At 74.9% G+C, this 16,265-nt stretch carries 13 protein-coding genes and 2 tRNA genes; 11 read left to right on the forward strand and 4 right to left on the reverse strand.

All coding sequences use genetic code 11. The annotated features are described in order from the left end of the window. Positions 1 to 176: 176 nt before the first annotated feature. The 3 genes from IE219_RS05405 to IE219_RS05415 are packed head-to-tail and all read left to right on the forward strand — an operon-like array spanning position 177 to position 4,239. On the forward strand, positions 177 to 1,334 hold the full coding sequence (locus tag IE219_RS05405) for a hypothetical protein (protein ID WP_189975350.1): 1,158 nt from the start codon (positions 177 to 179) through the stop codon (positions 1,332 to 1,334). Next, complete coding sequence (locus IE219_RS05410; RefSeq protein WP_189975351.1) at positions 1,325 to 2,911, forward strand: hypothetical protein; 1,587 nt, start codon at positions 1,325 to 1,327, stop codon at positions 2,909 to 2,911. Before IE219_RS05405 ends, IE219_RS05410 begins: the two co-directional genes overlap by 10 nt. Beyond that, on the forward strand, positions 2,908 to 4,239 hold the full coding sequence (locus IE219_RS05415; protein WP_189975352.1) for an AAA domain-containing protein: 1,332 nt from the start codon (positions 2,908 to 2,910) through the stop codon (positions 4,237 to 4,239). The genes IE219_RS05410 and IE219_RS05415 overlap by 4 nt, the downstream gene beginning before the upstream one ends. Positions 4,240 to 4,252: 13 nt before the next feature. On the opposite strand, the gene IE219_RS05420 is transcribed toward IE219_RS05415, so the two are convergent. Continuing rightward, positions 4,253 to 5,248 (reverse strand): MarR family transcriptional regulator, encoded by a 996-nt coding sequence (locus IE219_RS05420; protein WP_189975353.1) that lies wholly within the window; start codon positions 5,246 to 5,248, stop codon positions 4,253 to 4,255. 143 nt (positions 5,249 to 5,391) lie between these two features. Between IE219_RS05420 and IE219_RS05425 the strand changes: the two genes are divergently transcribed. From IE219_RS05425 to IE219_RS05440, 4 genes are all read left to right on the forward strand, one after another. Continuing rightward, positions 5,392 to 5,796 carry an SH3 domain-containing protein gene (locus IE219_RS05425; RefSeq protein ID WP_189975354.1) on the forward strand — a complete coding sequence of 135 codons (405 nt, stop codon included), beginning with the start codon at positions 5,392 to 5,394 and terminating at the stop codon, positions 5,794 to 5,796. A 113-nt stretch (positions 5,797 to 5,909) separates the two neighbouring features. After that, on the forward strand, positions 5,910 to 6,266 hold the full coding sequence (locus tag IE219_RS05430; RefSeq protein WP_189975355.1) for a DUF8844 domain-containing protein: 357 nt from the start codon (positions 5,910 to 5,912) through the stop codon (positions 6,264 to 6,266). Between the two features lie 171 nt (positions 6,267 to 6,437). Next, positions 6,438 to 7,097 (forward strand): hypothetical protein, encoded by a 660-nt coding sequence (locus IE219_RS05435; protein WP_189975356.1) that lies wholly within the window; start codon positions 6,438 to 6,440, stop codon positions 7,095 to 7,097. Continuing rightward, positions 7,088 to 7,161 (forward strand) — tRNA-Lys (locus IE219_RS05440). Before IE219_RS05435 ends, IE219_RS05440 begins: the two co-directional genes overlap by 10 nt. Positions 7,162 to 7,219: 58 nt before the next feature. Here IE219_RS05440 and IE219_RS05445 read toward each other — a convergent pair. Then, complete coding sequence (locus tag IE219_RS05445) at positions 7,220 to 8,461, reverse strand: M6 family metalloprotease domain-containing protein (RefSeq protein WP_189975357.1); 1,242 nt, start codon at positions 8,459 to 8,461, stop codon at positions 7,220 to 7,222. Between the two features lie 366 nt (positions 8,462 to 8,827). On the opposite strand from IE219_RS05445, the gene IE219_RS05450 reads away from it, so the two are divergent. Beyond that, positions 8,828 to 10,675 (forward strand): putative bifunctional diguanylate cyclase/phosphodiesterase, encoded by a 1,848-nt coding sequence (locus IE219_RS05450; RefSeq protein WP_229849595.1) that lies wholly within the window; start codon positions 8,828 to 8,830, stop codon positions 10,673 to 10,675. Positions 10,676 to 10,778: 103 nt separating this feature from the next. Here the strand turns inward: IE219_RS05450 and IE219_RS05455 are convergent, their stop codons facing one another. Continuing rightward, a complete protein-coding gene (locus IE219_RS05455) occupies positions 10,779 to 12,488 on the reverse strand; it encodes a glycosyl hydrolase family 18 protein (protein ID WP_506004918.1) in 1,710 nt (569 codons plus the stop codon). Positions 12,489 to 12,765: 277 nt separating this feature from the next. Next, complete coding sequence (locus tag IE219_RS05460) at positions 12,766 to 13,914, reverse strand: LLM class flavin-dependent oxidoreductase (RefSeq protein ID WP_229849596.1); 1,149 nt, start codon at positions 13,912 to 13,914, stop codon at positions 12,766 to 12,768. A gap of 390 nt (positions 13,915 to 14,304) precedes the next feature. On the opposite strand from IE219_RS05460, the gene IE219_RS05465 reads away from it, so the two are divergent. The 3 genes from IE219_RS05465 (at position 14,305) to IE219_RS05475 (ending at position 16,254) form a co-directional block, all read left to right on the forward strand. Then, positions 14,305 to 15,063 (forward strand): IclR family transcriptional regulator, encoded by a 759-nt coding sequence (locus IE219_RS05465; protein ID WP_189975360.1) that lies wholly within the window; start codon positions 14,305 to 14,307, stop codon positions 15,061 to 15,063. Positions 15,064 to 15,139: 76 nt separating this feature from the next. Continuing rightward, positions 15,140 to 15,213 (forward strand) — tRNA-Lys (locus tag IE219_RS05470). Between the two features lie 186 nt (positions 15,214 to 15,399). Beyond that, positions 15,400 to 16,254, forward strand: a complete 855-nt coding sequence (locus tag IE219_RS05475) for an alpha/beta hydrolase family protein (RefSeq protein ID WP_189975361.1) — start codon at positions 15,400 to 15,402, stop codon at positions 16,252 to 16,254. Positions 16,255 to 16,265 lie beyond the last annotated feature (11 nt).

Genomic DNA, 16,265 nt, shown 5'->3' on the forward strand with positions numbered 1-16,265 from the left:
GGAGCCCGCCGCCCCGCGCCGGACGTCCACCGCCGCCGTACGCGGGCGTCCACCGCGCCGGCGCCCCCGTCCACGGGTGTCCGGCGGTCCCGCGCGGGCGGACGGACGGTGAACTGCCGGGGGCCGCAAGGGTGGAACCGGCCCCGTTGTCGGTGGTGGATGCGAGACTTCCGTGGGTGAGCACTTCCCTGGACGACGGCCGGTCCCGGCCGGCGCAGACGACGGACCCCGTTCCGACCCCGGCGAGCCGGCGCAGGACGCGGGAGAGACTCGCCGAGCTGCGCGGACCGGCGGTCCCACCCCGCCCGCTGGACGCGCGGGCACTGGCCGCGCTGGCCGCCAATCCGGGCTGCCGCCGCCGGGCGCTGCTCGACGGCGCCGGGGTCGACAAGGCGGCGCTCGCGGCGAAACTGGGCTCGCCCGCGCCCTTCGGCCAGTCGCAGTTCGCGATCGTGCGGGGCAACAGCTTCGAGGCGCGGGTGAAGGCGGACGGCGGGCGCGAACTGCTGCGCCTGCTCGGCGTCGAGGAGCCCGGCGCGGTCGCCGTGCCCGACCTGTCGGCGGCCGGCCCGGAGGGGCGGACGGCCCGGACCGCGCTGGCGCTGCGCGAGGCGACCGCGGCCGGCGGCTGGACGCTGCTCGACCACCCGTTGCTGACGCTGGAGGTGGCCGGTTCGCCGGTGCACCTGGAGCCGGACGCGGTGGTGGTCGACCCGGCCGGGCGGTGGACGGTCGTGGAGATCAAGTCCTTCCCGATGCTGGACGGGTCGGCCGACGCGGCGAAGGTCGGCGCGGCGGCCCGGCAGGCGGCGGTGTACGTGCTGGCGCTGGAGCGGGTGGCGGCGGTGACGGCGGGCGCCGAGGTCGCCCACACGGTGCTGCTGGTCTGCCCGAAGGACTTCTCGAACCTGCCGACGGCCTCGGCCGTGGACGTGCGCAGGCAGCGGGCGGTGACGCGCCGCCAGCTGGCCCGGCTGACCCGGATCGACGAGATCGCGGACGCCCTGCCGGAGGGGCTGAGCTTCGACGTGGGGGGCTGCTCCGCCGCGGAGCTGTCGGCGGCCGTCGAGGCGGTGCCGCACGCCTACGCGCCGGAGTGCCTGGCCGCCTGCGAGATGGGCTTCCACTGCCGCTCGCGGGCCCGGGAGGCGGAGGCGGTGCAGACCCTGGGCCGGTCGGTGCGGGGCGAGCTGGGCGGGCTGACCACGGTCGGCGCGGTGCTGGCCGCCGCGCGCGGCGAGGCCGGCGACCCGGAGGACCCGGCGGTGGCGGCGCTGCGCCGGGCGCGGGCGCTGCGGCAGGAGGCCCTCGGGGAGGCCGCCGCATGTCGCTGATCGCGCACCTGGCCCGGATGGAGGCGGTGGAGGCGGGGCGGGCCCAGCCGCTGGCGACCGTCCGGCACCGGCACCTGTCCGCGCGGCCCCTCGTCCTGGTGCCGCTGACCACCGCCGGCGAGGCGGGCGCCCCGCTGGGGGCGCTGGTCGGCACCGATCCGGCGGAGCCCCGGCTGCTGGTGGTGCCGCAGCCCCGGGACCGGGAGCAGCGGTTCGCCTTCCTCGCCGAGCTGGCCGAGGTGGTGCTGCCGTACGTCGAGGGGTACGCGGACGACGTCGAGCCGGTGGAGCGGAAGGACCCGGCGACCGGCGAGAAGGTCCTGGTGGACCTGTGCGCGGACGCGCCGCAGCTGATCGTGCCGAGCAGGGCGGGCATCGCGTACGTACGGCTCCTGGGCCGGTCCATGCGGTTCCGGCGGACCGCCGAGCAGGACCCTGACACGCCCTATCCGGCGCCGCCGCGGGTGCCGCTGCTCGGCCGCTGGCTCACCCACTACGGGGAGCGGGCCCGGGTGCCGGGCTCCTCGCTGCTGCTGGCCGCGACCGACCTGCTGAACCGGCACTGGGCGACCGGCCAGTCGAGCCTGGAGGACCAGCACCTGGGGGCGCTGCTCGCCTGGATCGACGCCCCGGACGGGCCGGGCGCCGCGTCCGGCGCGGAGGCGGCGCACCGGGCGGAGCTGGGCCGGGACGAGCGGGGGCAGCTGCTGTGCCCGCCGGCCGGGCCCGCGACCGATCCGGCCTTCGACAACCAGCTCCTGGCGCCCGCGATCGAGGCGTACGACCGGGCCCGGCTGGGGGTCGGCGCGGCCGAGGACGGCGCGGCGGCGGAGCTGGCGCTGGGCGCGCTGCACCGGGCCGAGGGGGAGGTGCGGCGGCTCGTCGCCTCGCAGCTGAAGCCGACGTGGGACGCGTCCTGGCGGGCGCTCGCGCTGCTGCGGGAGCTGCCGGAGGGGGCCAGGGTCGCCGACCGGTGGACCCGGGACCGCTGGTCGTTCACCGCGCACCGGGACCGGATCACCGCCGGGGAGCCGCCGCAGCCGCGCCGCGACGACGCGGTGACGGCCGCCGCGAAGCTGGCCGCGCGCGAGCAGGCGCAGGGGCAGCTGGACGCGCAGGAGGCGCTGGACGATCCGCTGGTGCTGGCCGGGCGGCGGCTGGCGGGCGAGGCGTTCACCGGCGAGGTGACCGAGGTGGTGATGGCGTGGACGGAGTCGAAGCGGCCCGCGCCGCGTCCGCTGGTCACGGTCCGCACCGGGGACCGGCCGCACCTGGGCGGGGGCGTGAAGGCGTACCGCTCGCTGGACGGGCGGCCGCAGGCGGCCGAGTTCGTGGCGCTGGAGGAGGACGGCTCGGTGGTGCTGCGGCTGCTGGACAAGATGGGCCGGGCGAAGGAGCCGGCGCCGGGCACGGTGCCGGAGAAGGGCGACCGGATCGCCTGGACGCTGTTCGAGCACGACCAGCGGTCGGGGCCGAAGCTGCCCGATCCGGAGGAGACGCCGTGGACCCACGGCGGCCCGCCGCGCCATCCCGAAGGCGAACTTCCCGACGCCGTGACCCCCGAGGACCTGCTGTGAGCGTGTTCGATCCCTCCTCCGCGGCGGCGGAGGCGACGGCGGCGATCCTCGCCGACACCCTGCACGGCACCGCGCGGGGGGTCGTCGTCGACTCCCCGCCGGGGGCCGGGAAGTCGACCCTGGTGGTGCGGGCCGCGCTCGAACTGGCGGCGGCCGGGCGGCCGCTGATGGTGGTCGCGCAGACCAACGCGCAGGTGGACGACCTGGTGCTGCGGCTCGCGGAGAAGCAGCCGGAGCTGGAGGTGGGCCGGCTGCACTCCAGCGACAGCGATCCGTACGACCGGGCGCTGGACGGGCTGGAGCGGGTGCGGAAGTCGGCGAAGGCGGCCGATCTGGCCGGGCTGCCGGTGGTGGTCTCGACGGCCGCCAAGTGGGCGCACGTGAAGAACGTGGAGCCGTGGGCGCACGCGATCGTGGACGAGGCGTACCAGATGCGTTCGGACGCGCTGCTGGCGGTGGCGGGGCTGTTCGAGCGGGCGCTGTTCGTGGGCGATCCGGGGCAGTTGGACCCGTTCTCGGTGGTGGGCGCGGAGCAGTGGGCGGGGTTGTCGTACGACCCGTCGGCGTCGGCGGTCTCGACGCTGCTGGCGCACAATCCGGAGCTGCCGCAGCACCGGCTGCCGGTCTCCTGGCGGCTGCCCGCGTCGGCGGCGCCGCTGGTGTCGGACGCCTTCTATCCGTACACGCCCTTCCGGTCCGGGACCGGGCCGGGCGACCGGCGGCTCTCCTTCGGGGCGCCGTCGGACGGTTCGGCGCAGGACCGGGTGCTGGACGAGGCGGCGGAGTCCGGCTGGGGGCTGCTGGAGCTGCCCGCCCGGCACACGCCGCGCACCGATCCGGAGGCGGTCCGGGCGGTGGCCCTGGTGGTGCGGCGGCTGCTGGACCGGGGCGGGGCGGCGGTCTCGGAGCGCGCGGAGGAGCCGGTGCCGCTGACGGCCGGCCGGATCGCGGTGGGCACCGCCCATCGCGACCAGGCGGCGGCGGTCCGGGCGGCCCTGGCGGAGCTGGGCGTGTCGGGGGTGACGGTGGACACGGCCAACCGCCTCCAGGGCCGCGAGTACGACGTGACCGTGGTGCTGCACCCGTTGTCGGGCCGTCCGGACGCGACCGCCTTCCACCTGGAGACGGGCCGCCTGTGCGTGCTGGCCTCCCGGCACCGGCACGCCTGCGTGGTGGTGTGCCGCGCGGGCGTGACCGACCTCCTCGACGAGCACCCGTCGACGGAGCCGGTCCAGCTCGGCGTCACCGTGAAGTTCCCGGACGGGTGGGAGGCGAACCACGCGGTGCTCTCGCACCTGGCGGAGCACCGCGTGCGCTGGACGCCCTGAGGGGCCGGGAGGGTCAGGGGGTGGCGGCGCGCAGGACGGAGGCGCCGACGGGGGTGAGGGTGTGCAGGACGGTGGCGCCGTGCCGTCGGGTGGTGACGAGGCCGGCGTCGCGCAGGGCGGTGGCGTGCCGGCTGGCGGAGGCCGCGGAGACGCCCGCCGCGCGGGCGATCTCCCCGGTCGTCGCCCCGCCGGCGGCGGCGCGCAGGGCCGTCGCCCGGGTCCGGCCGAGGAGCGTCGCCAGGGGCGGCGCGGCCGTCTGGGCGAGCGGGTGGTCCGGGGGCAGCGGTGCGGCGCCCCGGTGCACCGGGTGGCACAGGACGGGCGGGAGCGCCGGGTCGGCGAGGCTGTTCGGGGAGCGCCAGCAGAAGTAGGTGGGGAGCAGGGTCAGGCCGCGTCCGTCGAGCCGCAGGTCGCGGTCGGCGGCCGGGTAGTCGACGTGCAGCGCGGGCGGGCGCCAGCGGATCGCGGGGCCCGCGCCGCCGAGCAGGCCGGGGACGCCGTCGTCGAGGAAGCCCCGGCCGAGGGCGGCCCGTTCGGCGTCGAAGCGGGAGCGGATCTCCTCGGTGTACGGGGCGACGGCGGCGTCGTGGTAGGCGCGCAGCAGCCGGACGAGGTCCCGGCGGGCCTCCGGGCCGGTGAGCCGGGGCGCCCAGGCGGGGGCGCCGACGACGCGGTCGAGCCGGGCCAGTTCCCGTGCCACCCGCCGGGGGCAGGTCGCCAGGATCTCGTCGGCTCCGGCGTCGAGGCCGTCGACGCCGGCGGCGGGGGTGAGGAAGTCGGGGAAGTACGCGGCGCGGGGGACGAGCGGCAGGAGGACCGTGCGCAGGGCCCGGTCGAGGCCCTTCTCGCGCAGCCGGACCCGGACGGTGCGGAACCAGTCGGCGTAGGCCCAGCGGCCGTCCCTGGTCTGGAGGCGGTGCAGGCTGGTGGCGATCTCCCAGAACGGGTTCGGTGCGGTGGCGACCCGGACGGCGCCCAGGTCGGTGTGTCCGAAGTGGATGCGGAGCATCTCGTTCCCCCCTTGCTCGCTCGGCTTTTACGGCCAGTCGCAACAGCGTCGCCGGGCGGGACCGGAATCCGTCATGGTTGCCGCACGGCGCAGGCCGGCAGGCGTGTCCGCGCCGTTCGGAGCAGGAAACGGGAGGAAGAAACATGCGGGCTCTCACGACTCGTACGACCGTCGCCCTCGCCACGGGCGCCCTGGCGCTCGCCGGTGTCCTGGGCGCGGCGGGCACGGCGGCCGCCGCTCCGGCCGGGGCGGAGCGGGCCGTCCTGTCAGGCCCGGTGCTGCCGCCGGTCCACAGCTACCGGAACGTCTGGAGCACGGTCAACCTGCGCCTCTACGCGACCGGCGACTCCCGGCTGCTGGGCAAGCTGTACGGCGGCAACTCCTACGCGGTGAGCTGCTGGAAGTACGGCCAGTCGGTCACCGCGGAGGGCACCACCAACAACGTCTGGATCCTCGCCCGGAGCGGCTCCGGCACCTGGGGCTACTCCAGCGCGATCTACTTCTCCGGCGACAAGTACGGGAACCTGCCCGCGTCCGCCAAGTGCTGACCCCCTCGGCCGGGCGGCCCGCCGCCGCCCGGCCGGGGCGCTCTTGCGGCACGCGGGACAATGAGGGGTGGCCCGGGTGTCCGGGCCGTGCGCGTGCGAGGAGGAACAGGACGATGGCGCAACCCGCGGAGCGGGGCGGACAGCGGCGGCTGCGACCGGCACCGCTGGTCTTCGAGCCCGCCGAGGCGACCGCCGACCCGGAGCACTTCTTCGATCTGGAGTCGATCGAGGATCCGAAGGAGCTGCTCTCCCGGGCGACGGAGCTGACCCTGGCGTTCCGGGCGGCGGCGGACCGGGCGGTGGAGTTCCAGGCCGTGGCGGCGGCGCAGCTGGCGGATCCGAAGCGGTTCGACCGGCTGTCGGCGGCGGACGTGGCCGAGCGGGCGGCCTGGACCGAGGACTACGCGCGCAAGATGATCGAGTTCGGGCGGGATCTGATCCGTACCGGCGGGCGGCCGGAGGAGGACTGATCCCGGGCCGTCCGGGGCCTGCCGCGCGGGGGTGTCGAACCCCTGCCCGATACCCCACCGGAACAGGCGTTCGGCATATGCGGGGTGCACGATACTCCCCCGCTCCGGCCCCTGTCCGGGTTTCCGGGAACTCTCCGCTGCGGCTCCGTCACCGCCGGTAGACCTGGAGTCATGACGACGACGACCTGGCTGCGCGACGAGACCCCGTACGACGTCTTCCCCTCCCTCTGGACGGGCGACGAGCACCGGCACCAGACCTCCCGGGTGACCGCCGACGGGGCCGCCTGGCTGGCCTCGGCCGCGACCGGCGGTCCGGACGGCCGGGGGGACCTCGGGGCGGCGCTCGCGCGCTGGGAGGCCCGGCCGGAGTCCCCCGCCGTCCTGCCCTGCGGCACGGCCTTCGACATCGTCAACGTGGACCCGGTCTTCGGCCGGCGGATGCTGGACCGGCTGTGGGAGGAGGGGCCCGGCTCCGGGCCGGTCGCCGCCCACCGGGGCCGGATGCTCCTCTTCGCCGCGCCGGGGACGGCCCATCGGCTGCCCGCGCTGCTCGACTGGGAGGAGTGGGGCGAGAAGGTGCCGCGCCCGCTCTGTCACGGCACGGGGGACGCGGTGACCGTGCCGCCGCTGGCCCCCGCGCGGGGCGACACCTCGGGTCCGCGCTGGCTGGTCGCCCCGGACACCCGCCACCCGTGGCTGCCGGGCCCCGAGGTGATGCTCTGGGCCTGTGTGCGGGCGGCCCGATCGGTTTCGGCGGCCGACGTGCGGGTATCGATTTTTCCTCCCGCCGCTCCGGGTGCTAATGTCTACGACGTCAGCAGGCGCCGCTAGCTCAGTTGGTTAGAGCAGCTGACTCTTAATCAGCGGGTCCGGGGTTCGAGTCCCTGGCGGCGCACCGACACAGGAGGCCCCTCGCGGAAGCGAGGGGCCTCCTGCTTTCCCGCCGCCGGGGCTCAGCCGACCCCCGGCGGGGTGATCTTCACCGTCCAGACGCCGGACGCGCTGCGGTCCGCGACCTCCACCCGCACCCCGGTGCCGGGGACCGTGAGCCGCTCGCCGACCTCCAGCGGGGCGTCCGCCAGCGGCGGGTAGACCGAGCGGTCCCCGCACGCCTCGGTGTCCGGATGCCCGTCCACCACCCGTACCGGCCCGTCGCCGGAGGCCGCGCCCGCCTCCACCCGGTAGACGAGGACGCCCTCGGTGCAGGTCCCGGCGTCGTTGCCGGTCGCCGCGCGGGCCTCGATCGCCAGGACGCCGTCGGCACCGGTGCGCACCACCGCCAGCCGGGTGCCGCGCGTCCCCGGGGTCGCGGAGACCGGCTCCAGGCCGACCACCCGCGGCTCGCCGCCCCGGACGCACGCCACCTGGTCGCGGTCGAGCCAGCCCAGCTTCCACTTGTGCCAGCCGAAGGGGTCCGGGGCCAGCCCGAACTGGCTGCCCATGACGTCCCAGTCCCCGACGTGGGTGTCCCAGTCGCCCTTGCCGTCGGCCGGCCGCCGGTAGAGGTCGGGCAGGTCGAAGACGTGGCCGGTCTCGTGGGCGAGGACGTTCCGGTCCGGCGGATGCCGCTCGAAGACCGTGACGACCCGCTGGATCCGCTTCCCGTCGGCCTCCAGCGGCCGCTCCAGGTTGACGACCTTGGTCGCGTCGGAGTCCACACCGGGCGCGTCCGGGTCCGCGACCAGGTAGACGATGTCGTACCGGGAGAAGTCGACGGAGTCGTCGGCGGCGGCCAGCGCGTCCCGCAGGTAGGCGGCGCGCATCTCCGGGGCCCAGTCGCGCCGCACGGCGTAGTCGGTGGAGGGCCGGGGCATCGGCGTCCAGGCCGCGGCCGGGTGCGCGCGCAGGGTGAAGCGGCCGTACGAGGCCCGCCGGAAGAAGTCGGTGGTGGCCGGGAAGTGGTCGGCGGCCAGCTCGGCGGGGGTGGTGAGCGGGGTCGCGTCCGGGAAGGACAGGAAGATCATCACCGCGTCGAGGGAGCGCTCGGGGCGCGGATAGGCGTCGTTCCAGTCGTCGAGGCCGAGCGAGTGGTGGGCCGAGGTGCGGGGCAGCACGCAGGGGCTCGCCGAGGGCGCCGCCGCGGCCGGTCCGGCGACCAGGCCGGTGGCGGCCAGGGCGGCGAGGGCGGTGAAGGAGGCGGCTCCGGCGCGCAGCCGGGGTCGCTCCGCTCCCCCGGGTGGCTGCTGACCCTCCACGTGGACCTCCGTTGCGCGAGTACGGGACACCTTCTCCACCTTGTGGTGATACATCCGGTTTCGCATATTTCCGCTGCCCGGTCGGGTGAGGAGGTGGCGCAAGGGTGACAACCGGCGGGCATATTTCAGCTCACGGACAGTCACATCCGGTCAGCAGGGAGACGCCCTGAGTCAGGCCCGGACGGAAACGGTCGTAAAGGGTGGCGCGGGGGGAGTGCGGTGGTCGGCCTCACACCCGCCGGAGCCCCCGCCCACCGCTCCGGAGCTGGAACGGCGCCCCGCGCTGGCTCTATGATCGGCACACTTGTCCCAGGCCGACCATTCCGACCACATGTGAACGGCCCGACTGCACCACGGGAGCGAGCGGTGAGCGGAACCCCCGAAGGACCGGTCCCCCCGGAGCCGCCGGACCTCCCCGCGGCCCGCCCCTCCCTCACGGAGCGTGAACACCACGACTACCGGGCCGGTTTCCGCACCGCCCCGCTGGCGATGGCCCTGGTCGACCGGGACGGCCTCGTCGTCGCCGCCAACGACGCCCTCGGCGGCCTCCTCGGCCGGGACTCCGCCGCCCTGCGCGAGCAGGCCGCCGCCGACCTGGTCGACCTCGCCGCCGACGGCCGCACCTGGGACTCCTACCGCGAGGTCCTGCTCGGCCGCCGGGCCCGCTTCCGCTGCACCCGCCGGCTGAAGCGGCCGGACGGCCGCTCGCTCTGGGCCGAGGTCACCGTCACCCCGGTCCCCGACACCGGCCGGGCGCTCCTCGCGGTCGCCGACATCAGCGACCGGCGCGAGCTCCAGGCCCGGCTGCGCCACCTCCAGATGCACGACCCGGTCACCCGGCTGCCCAACCGGGCCCTCTTCTTCGAGCGGCTCTCCGCCGCCCTGGAGGCGGCCGCCCCGGCGGAGCCCGGCCCCGGCGAGGAGCAGGACGCGCCCCGGTCGTACCAGTCGTACGGGCATGGCAGAACAGGGCGGATCGGGCTCTGCTACCTCGATCTGGACGGCTTCAAGGCGGTCAACGACACCCTCGGGCACCGGGTCGGCGACCGGCTCCTCGCCGCCGTCGCCGGGCGGCTGACCGAGTGCGCCGACAGCGACGGCTTCACCCGCAGCGGCGGCCATCTGGTGGCCCGGCTGGGCGGCGACGAGTTCGCCGTCCTGGTGGAGGAGTCCACCGGCACCGAGCACCTCGCCGACCTGGCCCGCTCGGTGCTGCGCGCCCTGGAGCGCCCCTTCGACCTGGGCGGGCAGCGGCTCTCCGTCTCCGCCTCCATCGGCGTCGTCGAGCGCAGCGCCGTCGGCACCACCGCGACCGGCCTGATGCAGGCCGCCGACACCACGCTGTACTGGGCCAAGGCCGACGGCAAGGCCCGCTGGACCCTCTTCGACCCCGAGCGCAACGCCCACCGGATGACCCGGCAGGCGCTCTCCTCGACGCTGCGTCCCGCCGTGGCGCACGGCGAGTTCGCCCTGGAGTACCAGCCGCTGGTGGACCTGGCGGACGGGACGGTGCGCGGGGTGGAGGCGCTGGTGCGCTGGAACCACCCGCAGTTCGGGGTGCTGCCGCCGAATCGGTTCGTCGGGATCGCCGAGGAGGACGGCTCGATCGTCGAGCTGGGCCGCTGGGTGCTGCGGACCGCCTGCCGGCAGGCCCGGCAGTGGCAGAAGGACCATCCGAGCGAGCGCCCGCTCTTCGTCAGCGTCAACGTGGCGGTCCGCCAGGTCTGGGACTCCGACCTGGTGGCGGACGTGGCGGGGATCCTCGCCGAGACCGGCCTCGCCCCGCACCTGCTCCAGCTGGAGCTGACCGAGTCGGCGGTGATGGGCTCGGCGGGCCGCCCGCTCCAGGCCCTCCAGGCGCTCAGCGACATGGGGGTGCGGATCGCCATCGACGACTTCGGCACCGGCTACTCGAACCTCGCCTACCTGAGCCGGCTGCCGGTCTCCGTGCTCAAGCTGGACGGCTCCTTCGTGCGCGGCTTCCAGGACGAGGAGCGGGCCAACCCGGCGGACGAGCTGATCGTGGAGGCGCTGGTGGGGCTCGCGCACCGGCTGGGCCTGACCGTCACCGCCGAGTGCGTGGAGACCTCCGGGCAGGCGGCGCGGCTGCGCCGGATCGGCTGCGACACCGGACAGGGCTGGCTGTACGCACGGCCGGTGGCGCCGGAGCGGATCGCGGAGATGATCGCGGGCTCGGCGCCGCTGCGGGTCTGAGCCGGCCCCGCCCGGGGGCCGCGCGGGCATGGAACTGCCCCCGGCCGGAGGGACATTCCGGGCGGGGGCAGTGGTTCATGCGGTGTTACGGACGGGCGGGCACTCAGCAGGCGCCGAGGTCCTGCCAGACGCCCCACTCACCGGTCGTGCCGGGGGCCTCGTTCTGGGTCCACCACTTGGCCTTGTACTTGCGGCCGTTGTGGGCGACCTCGTTGCCCGTGTTGTAGACCGTGCCGGCGACGTAGGCCGGGACCGTGCCGCAGCCCGAGGTGGGCGGCGTGGTCGGCGGCGTGGTCGGCGGGGTCGTGGGCGGGGTGGTCGGAGGCGTGGTGGGCGGGGTGGTCGGCGGCGTGGTCGGCGGGACGGTGGTGCCGCCGAGCGCGTCGTTGATCTGGCCCAGCAGGGTCGCCTTCTCGTCCAGGCCGAGGAGGGAGTACATCATCGCGCCGCCGAGGCCGCGCTGCTTGCCGTAGTTCACCCGCTCCTGGATGGACTTCTGGTTCAGGCCGGTGAAGAACTCGCCGTCCTTGTAGAAGTAGGAGGACTTGGCCTGGTCGTCCCAGAAGGTGGTCGCCGGGTTGTCGACGATGCCGCCGAGCTCCTTGTAGTGCGCGATGCCGGCCTGCTGCGAGAGCGGACGGGCGTTGGAGCCGCCGGTGGCGGTCTGCGCGAGGCCGTTGGCGGTGCCGGCGGGCACGCCCTTCCAGCCGCGGTAGTAGAACTCGTAGCCCAGCGTCAGCTTGTTGGCGGGGAAGCCGCCGGCGATGCCGTAGGCCGGGTTGCCGTCGATCCAGGAGTCGATGGCGGCGTCGACCGAGTACTTCTCCTGCCCGGGGGCGATGACGTCGGTCGGGTCGTTCGCGCCCGAGTACAGCGGCGACTGGTGGTACGTCGGCCCGTCGCCGTCCCAGGCGCCGTGCATGTCGTACGTCATGATGTTGGCGTAGTCCAAGTACTGGCCGATCTTGTCGGTCTCGATGTACTTGATCTTGTCCTGGCCGGCCGGCATGGCGGCGGTCAGCATGTACTTCTTGCCGCCGTTGGCCGCGCCGTAGGCGTCGAGCTGCTTGCGGAACTCGGCGAGCAGCAGCGTGAAGTTCTGCTTGTCGTCGGCCGAGTAGTGGTTGCCGAGGTGGCCGCCGTTCGAACCGGGGTACTCCCAGTCGATGTCGATGCCGTCGAAGATGCCGGCCGCGGTGCCGGGGCCGCCGAAGCCGCCCTCGACCGGGAGGTCGCCCTTGATGTACTGGTCGATGCAGGAGGAGACGAGCTTCTTGCGGCTCGCGTCCGTCTTGGCCGCGTCGCTGAAGTACTTGGAGTAGGTCCAGCCGCCCAGCGAGATGTTGATCTTCAGGTGGGGGTACTTCGCCTTCAGTTCCTTGAACTGGTTGAAGACGCCCACGATCGGCTGGTCCCACTTGTCGGCGACGCCGTCGACCGAGTCGGCCGCGCTGAAGGACTTCTGGTAGTCCGCGTAGGAGTCGCCCGCGCCGTCGCCCGCGTTCGGGTTGTTGTCGTCACCCGCGGCCTTGTTGGCCTGGAAACACGTGAGGTTCGTCGGGTGGATGTTGCCGAACGAGTAGTTCAGGACGTCGAGCTTGCTCGCGATGCCCCGGGTGTCGAGGTGCTTGGGGTAGAACGCGTTGCCGTACACGCTCCACTGGTCGTAGTACGCGATGCGCACCCCGCCGGGGGAGGCGGTGGTGGCGGCGTCGGCCGCCTGGGCGGAGCCGAGGCCGGCCGTCGCGGCGAGCGCTCCGGCGGCGAGGGCCGAGCTGAGCAGCGCGGCGATCATGGACTTACGGGGGTGCACGAGCGTCCTCCGATGGGGGGATTCAGGGCGGTGGTGCCGTGGTGCCGTGTGGTGCCGTACAGAAGATGGAGCAGTGATAACCCCCGTGTGAACGGCGCGTCAATGGTCTGAACCAGATTAAGGACTAGACCAATTCGCGGAAGAAACCGCTCGTCAGAGCCGTGCAGCACAAAACGGAACCGCTCGCCACCATGTGTGACGAGCGGTTTAAGGTTTCTTTAGGGAAGCGGACGAGGTTGGTTCGACGGTGAACCAAACGCCGACCGGAATCCCATATTCAGTCGAGCTCGGGCAACCCGTAGGCGTCCGCGATCAGTTCGTAGCTCCGCAGCCGGGCCGCCCCGCCGTGCGCGTTGGCGGTGATCATCAACTCGTCGGCGCCGGTGCGCTTCCGGAGCTCGTCGAGGCCCGTCCGGACCCGGTCCGGGGTGCCGTGCACGATGTTCCCGAGCCAGTCGTCGACGAACTCCCGCTCGGCCGGGGTGAATCCGCGCGCCGCCGCCTCCGCGTCCGCGGGCGTCGGCACCAGACCGGGGCGGCCGGTGCGCAGCCGCAGCATCGAGACGGCGCCGGTGAGCACCTGGCGGCGGGCCTCCGCCTCCTCGTCGGCGGCCAGCGCGGCCACCCCGATCAGCGCGTACGGCGCGTCGAGCACCGCCGAGGGGCGGAAGGACGACCGGTAGAGGTCGAGGGCCGGGACCGTGTTGCGGGCCGAGAAGTGGTGGGCGAAGGCGAAGGGCAGCCCCAGCAGGCCGGCCAGCCGGGCGCTGAAGCCGGAGGAGCCGAGCAGCCAGACCGGCGGCCGGCCCTTCGGCCCCTGCACCGGTCCGGGCACCGCGTGGATCCGGGCGTACGGATGCCCGTCCGGGAAGGCGTCGTCCAGGAACCGCGTCAGCTCCGAGAGCTGCTCGGGGAAGTCGTCCGCGCCTTCGTTCAGCCGGTCGGTGCGGCGCAGGGCGGCGGCGGTGGCGCCGTCCGTGCCCGGGGCGCGGCCGAGGCCGAGGTCGATCCGGCCCGGGGCGAGCGCCTCCAGGGTGCCGAACTGCTCGGCGATCACCAGCGGGGCGTGGTTGGGCAGCATCACTCCGCCGGAGCCGAGCCGGACGCGGCGGGTGTGGGCCGCGAGGTGGGCGAGGATCACGGCCGGCGAGGAGGAGGCGACGCCGGGCATCGAGTGGTGCTCGGCCACCCAGTGCCGGTGGTAGCCGCGCCGCTCGGCGAGCCGGCTCAGCTCGACGCTGGTGGCGAGGGAGGCGCTCGCGGTGCTCCCGTCGCCGACGGTCACCAGGTCGAGCACCGAGAGCGGTACGGGGGCGGTGCCCCGCGCCTCTCCTCGTACGGCGCCGCCCTCCGCGCCCGTTCCCGCCCCGTCATGGCTGCCGGTCTCGCTCACCGTCCGGTCCTTCCTCCGCTCGGATACGTCCATCCGTGCGGCAACAGGGCGGCGGCGGGCCTTATTCCGAAGCGAACGGGAGGATCGGGGCGAGCAGGGAGATAAGGGGTGACCGGGATCACCTCCGGACCACCGGAGGACGGGGGCCGAGGCCGGGGCCGGGGCCGGGTCCGGGTCCGGGGCCGTACCGCCCGGAAGATTCTTCGTGCCGCTTTCGGTTCGAACTCCTGCCCGAGGCGGGTTTCGCGCGCCCCTGACCTCCACCTCTCCGCACCTTTCATGCCTTAGGCATATGCCAGAGTGGCGCGTCCCAGCACAAGGCCCCGCACCGCCCGTCCCGTCTCCCCAACAGCCTCCCCGCGAGGCCCCTTTGAGGGCTATCGTGGGAGGAAAGCTGACGGTCGCGACCTGGTAGGGGGAACCGTGGCGCTGAGCCCCGAGCCCACCGCGCCGTTCCACTCGGTGCAGTACGCCCTGCGCGTCCTCGAAACGGTCTCGCGGCACGGCGGCGGGGTCTCGGACGCCCAGATATCCCGCGAGACCGGACTCCCCGCCGCCCACCTCTCCCCGCTGCTCCTCATGCTCCGGCACGAGGGGTACGTCGAGCGGATCGCCGACGGGGCGTACGCCACCGGCGACTCCCTGGTCCTCCTCGGCTCCGGCGCCACCCGCCGCGAGGCGCTGCGCGCCAAGCTCCAGGACACCCTCACCGACCTGCGCGACTCGGTCGGCGCCGCCGTCTACATCAGCCGGTACATCGACGGCGAGGTGCGGATCACCCAGTTCGCCGACAGCCCGCGCACCCCCAAGGTCCACGAGTGGGTCGACCTGCGCTCCGCCGCCCACGCCAGCGCCGTCGGCAAGTGCCTGCTCACCCAGCTCGACCTCGACGGGCGGCGCGACCACCTCTCCCGGCACCGGACCGCCCGGCTGACCTCGCGGACCATCACCGACGAGAAGGTCCTCTTCTCCCGGCTCGACAGCCAGCCGGCCACCGTCCCGGTCCTCGACCTCCAGGAGTACGCGGTCGGCACGGTCTGCGCCGCCGTGCCGCTCACCGCCGGGTCCGCCGTGGGCTGCCTGGCCCTCTCGCTCCCCGTCGAGCACGCCCACCGGCTGCGCGCGGCGGCCGACACCCTGAACCGGCGGGCCGCCCCGGTGGCCCTGTCGCTGGCCATCTGAGGACGCGCCGGGCGGCGGCGCGGCCCGGTGGTCACGAGCACCCCCCGGGACCAGGTAGTATTTTCTCTGTCAGCAGGCGCCGCTAGCTCAGTTGGTTAGAGCAGCTGACTCTTAATCAGCGGGTCCGGGGTTCGAGTCCCTGGCGGCGCACCGACAGAGAAGGCCCTCCGTTTCGCACGGGGGGCCTTCTCGCTGTCCCCGTACGCCCCCGGGGCAGGGGCCGCCCGTCACGCGGGGCCGCCGCCGGAGCCCGGACCACGGGGGCGGGAGGGCGTCTCGGGGGTAGCTCCCGCCCCGCCCCCCTTCGCCCTTCGCCCCGGCTCCTAGGATGCCCAAATGACGATGCGCGGAGACGGACCGGACGACGTGCGCGTGCTGCTCGACGGGGCGCGCGAGGACTACCGGGAGCCCGGCCGGGACCGGCCGGTGCGGGTGTACGTGTGGGAGCCCGCCGGGGAGGCGGCCGGGACCGTGGTGGTGTCGCACGGCACCGGCGGGTCGGGCGGGGACATGGGCTGGCTGGCGGCCCCGCTGCGGGCGGCCGGACTGCGCGCCGTCGCCGTCGACCACCACGGCAACAACCACGTCGACGGGTACGAGCCCGAGGGCTTCGTCCACGTGTGGGAGCGGCCCCGGGACGTGTCCTTCGTCCTCGACCGGCTCGGCGCGGAACGGGACCTCGGTCCGGTCGGCGTCGCCGGGTTCTCGGCCGGCGGCTACACGGCGGCCGCCGCCGTCGGGGCCCGGCTCGACCCGGCGGTCCTGGAGGCCGTGCTCACCGGGGCGGCGGCGCTGCCCGCGATCCCCGAGTTCCCCGGCGTCCTGGAGGCGCTGCGGGCGAAGCGGCCCGGCGAGGGGCTGCCCGCCGCCGCCGGGGCCGACCTGTCCGACCCCCGGGTGCGGGCCGCCTTCCAGGTGGCGCCCGGCCTGGGCCGGCTCGTCACGCCGGAGAGCCTGGCCGCGATCCGGACGCCGCTGGGCGTCCGCTGGGCCGGGGCCGACGACATCTGCCCGTACGAGCAGGACGTCCGCCCCTACCTGGAGCACGTGCCGGCGGCGGACGGCGCCTCGGTGGGACCGGCGGTCCGGCACGACGACTTCTTCGCGGACGAGCCGGCCGACCCCGGGGCGCGGGAGCGGGCGGCCACGGCGGCCGTCGCCTTCTTCGCCGCGCACCTGCGCCCGGCGTAGGGCCCGTCCGA

This window comes from Streptomyces termitum, assembly GCF_014650175.1.
Taxonomy (GTDB): domain Bacteria; phylum Actinomycetota; class Actinomycetes; order Streptomycetales; family Streptomycetaceae; genus Streptomyces; species Streptomyces termitum.

Bases quoted from the DNA above. Each gene is read 5' to 3' on its own strand.
- IE219_RS05410 (WP_189975351.1), top strand. From the start codon at position 1,325: ATGTCGCTGATCGCGCACCTGGCCCGGATGGAGGCGGTGGAGGCGGGG.
- IE219_RS05420 (WP_189975353.1), bottom strand. From the start codon at position 5,248: ATGCTCCGCATCCACTTCGGACACACCGACCTGGGCGCCGTCCGGGTC.
- IE219_RS05425 (WP_189975354.1), top strand. From the start codon at position 5,392: ATGCGGGCTCTCACGACTCGTACGACCGTCGCCCTCGCCACGGGCGCC.
- IE219_RS05430 (WP_189975355.1), top strand. From the start codon at position 5,910: ATGGCGCAACCCGCGGAGCGGGGCGGACAGCGGCGGCTGCGACCGGCA.
- IE219_RS05435 (WP_189975356.1), top strand. From the start codon at position 6,438: ATGACGACGACGACCTGGCTGCGCGACGAGACCCCGTACGACGTCTTC.
- IE219_RS05460 (WP_229849596.1), bottom strand. From the start codon at position 13,914: ATGGACGTATCCGAGCGGAGGAAGGACCGGACGGTGAGCGAGACCGGC.
- IE219_RS05475 (WP_189975361.1), top strand. From the start codon at position 15,400: ATGACGATGCGCGGAGACGGACCGGACGACGTGCGCGTGCTGCTCGAC.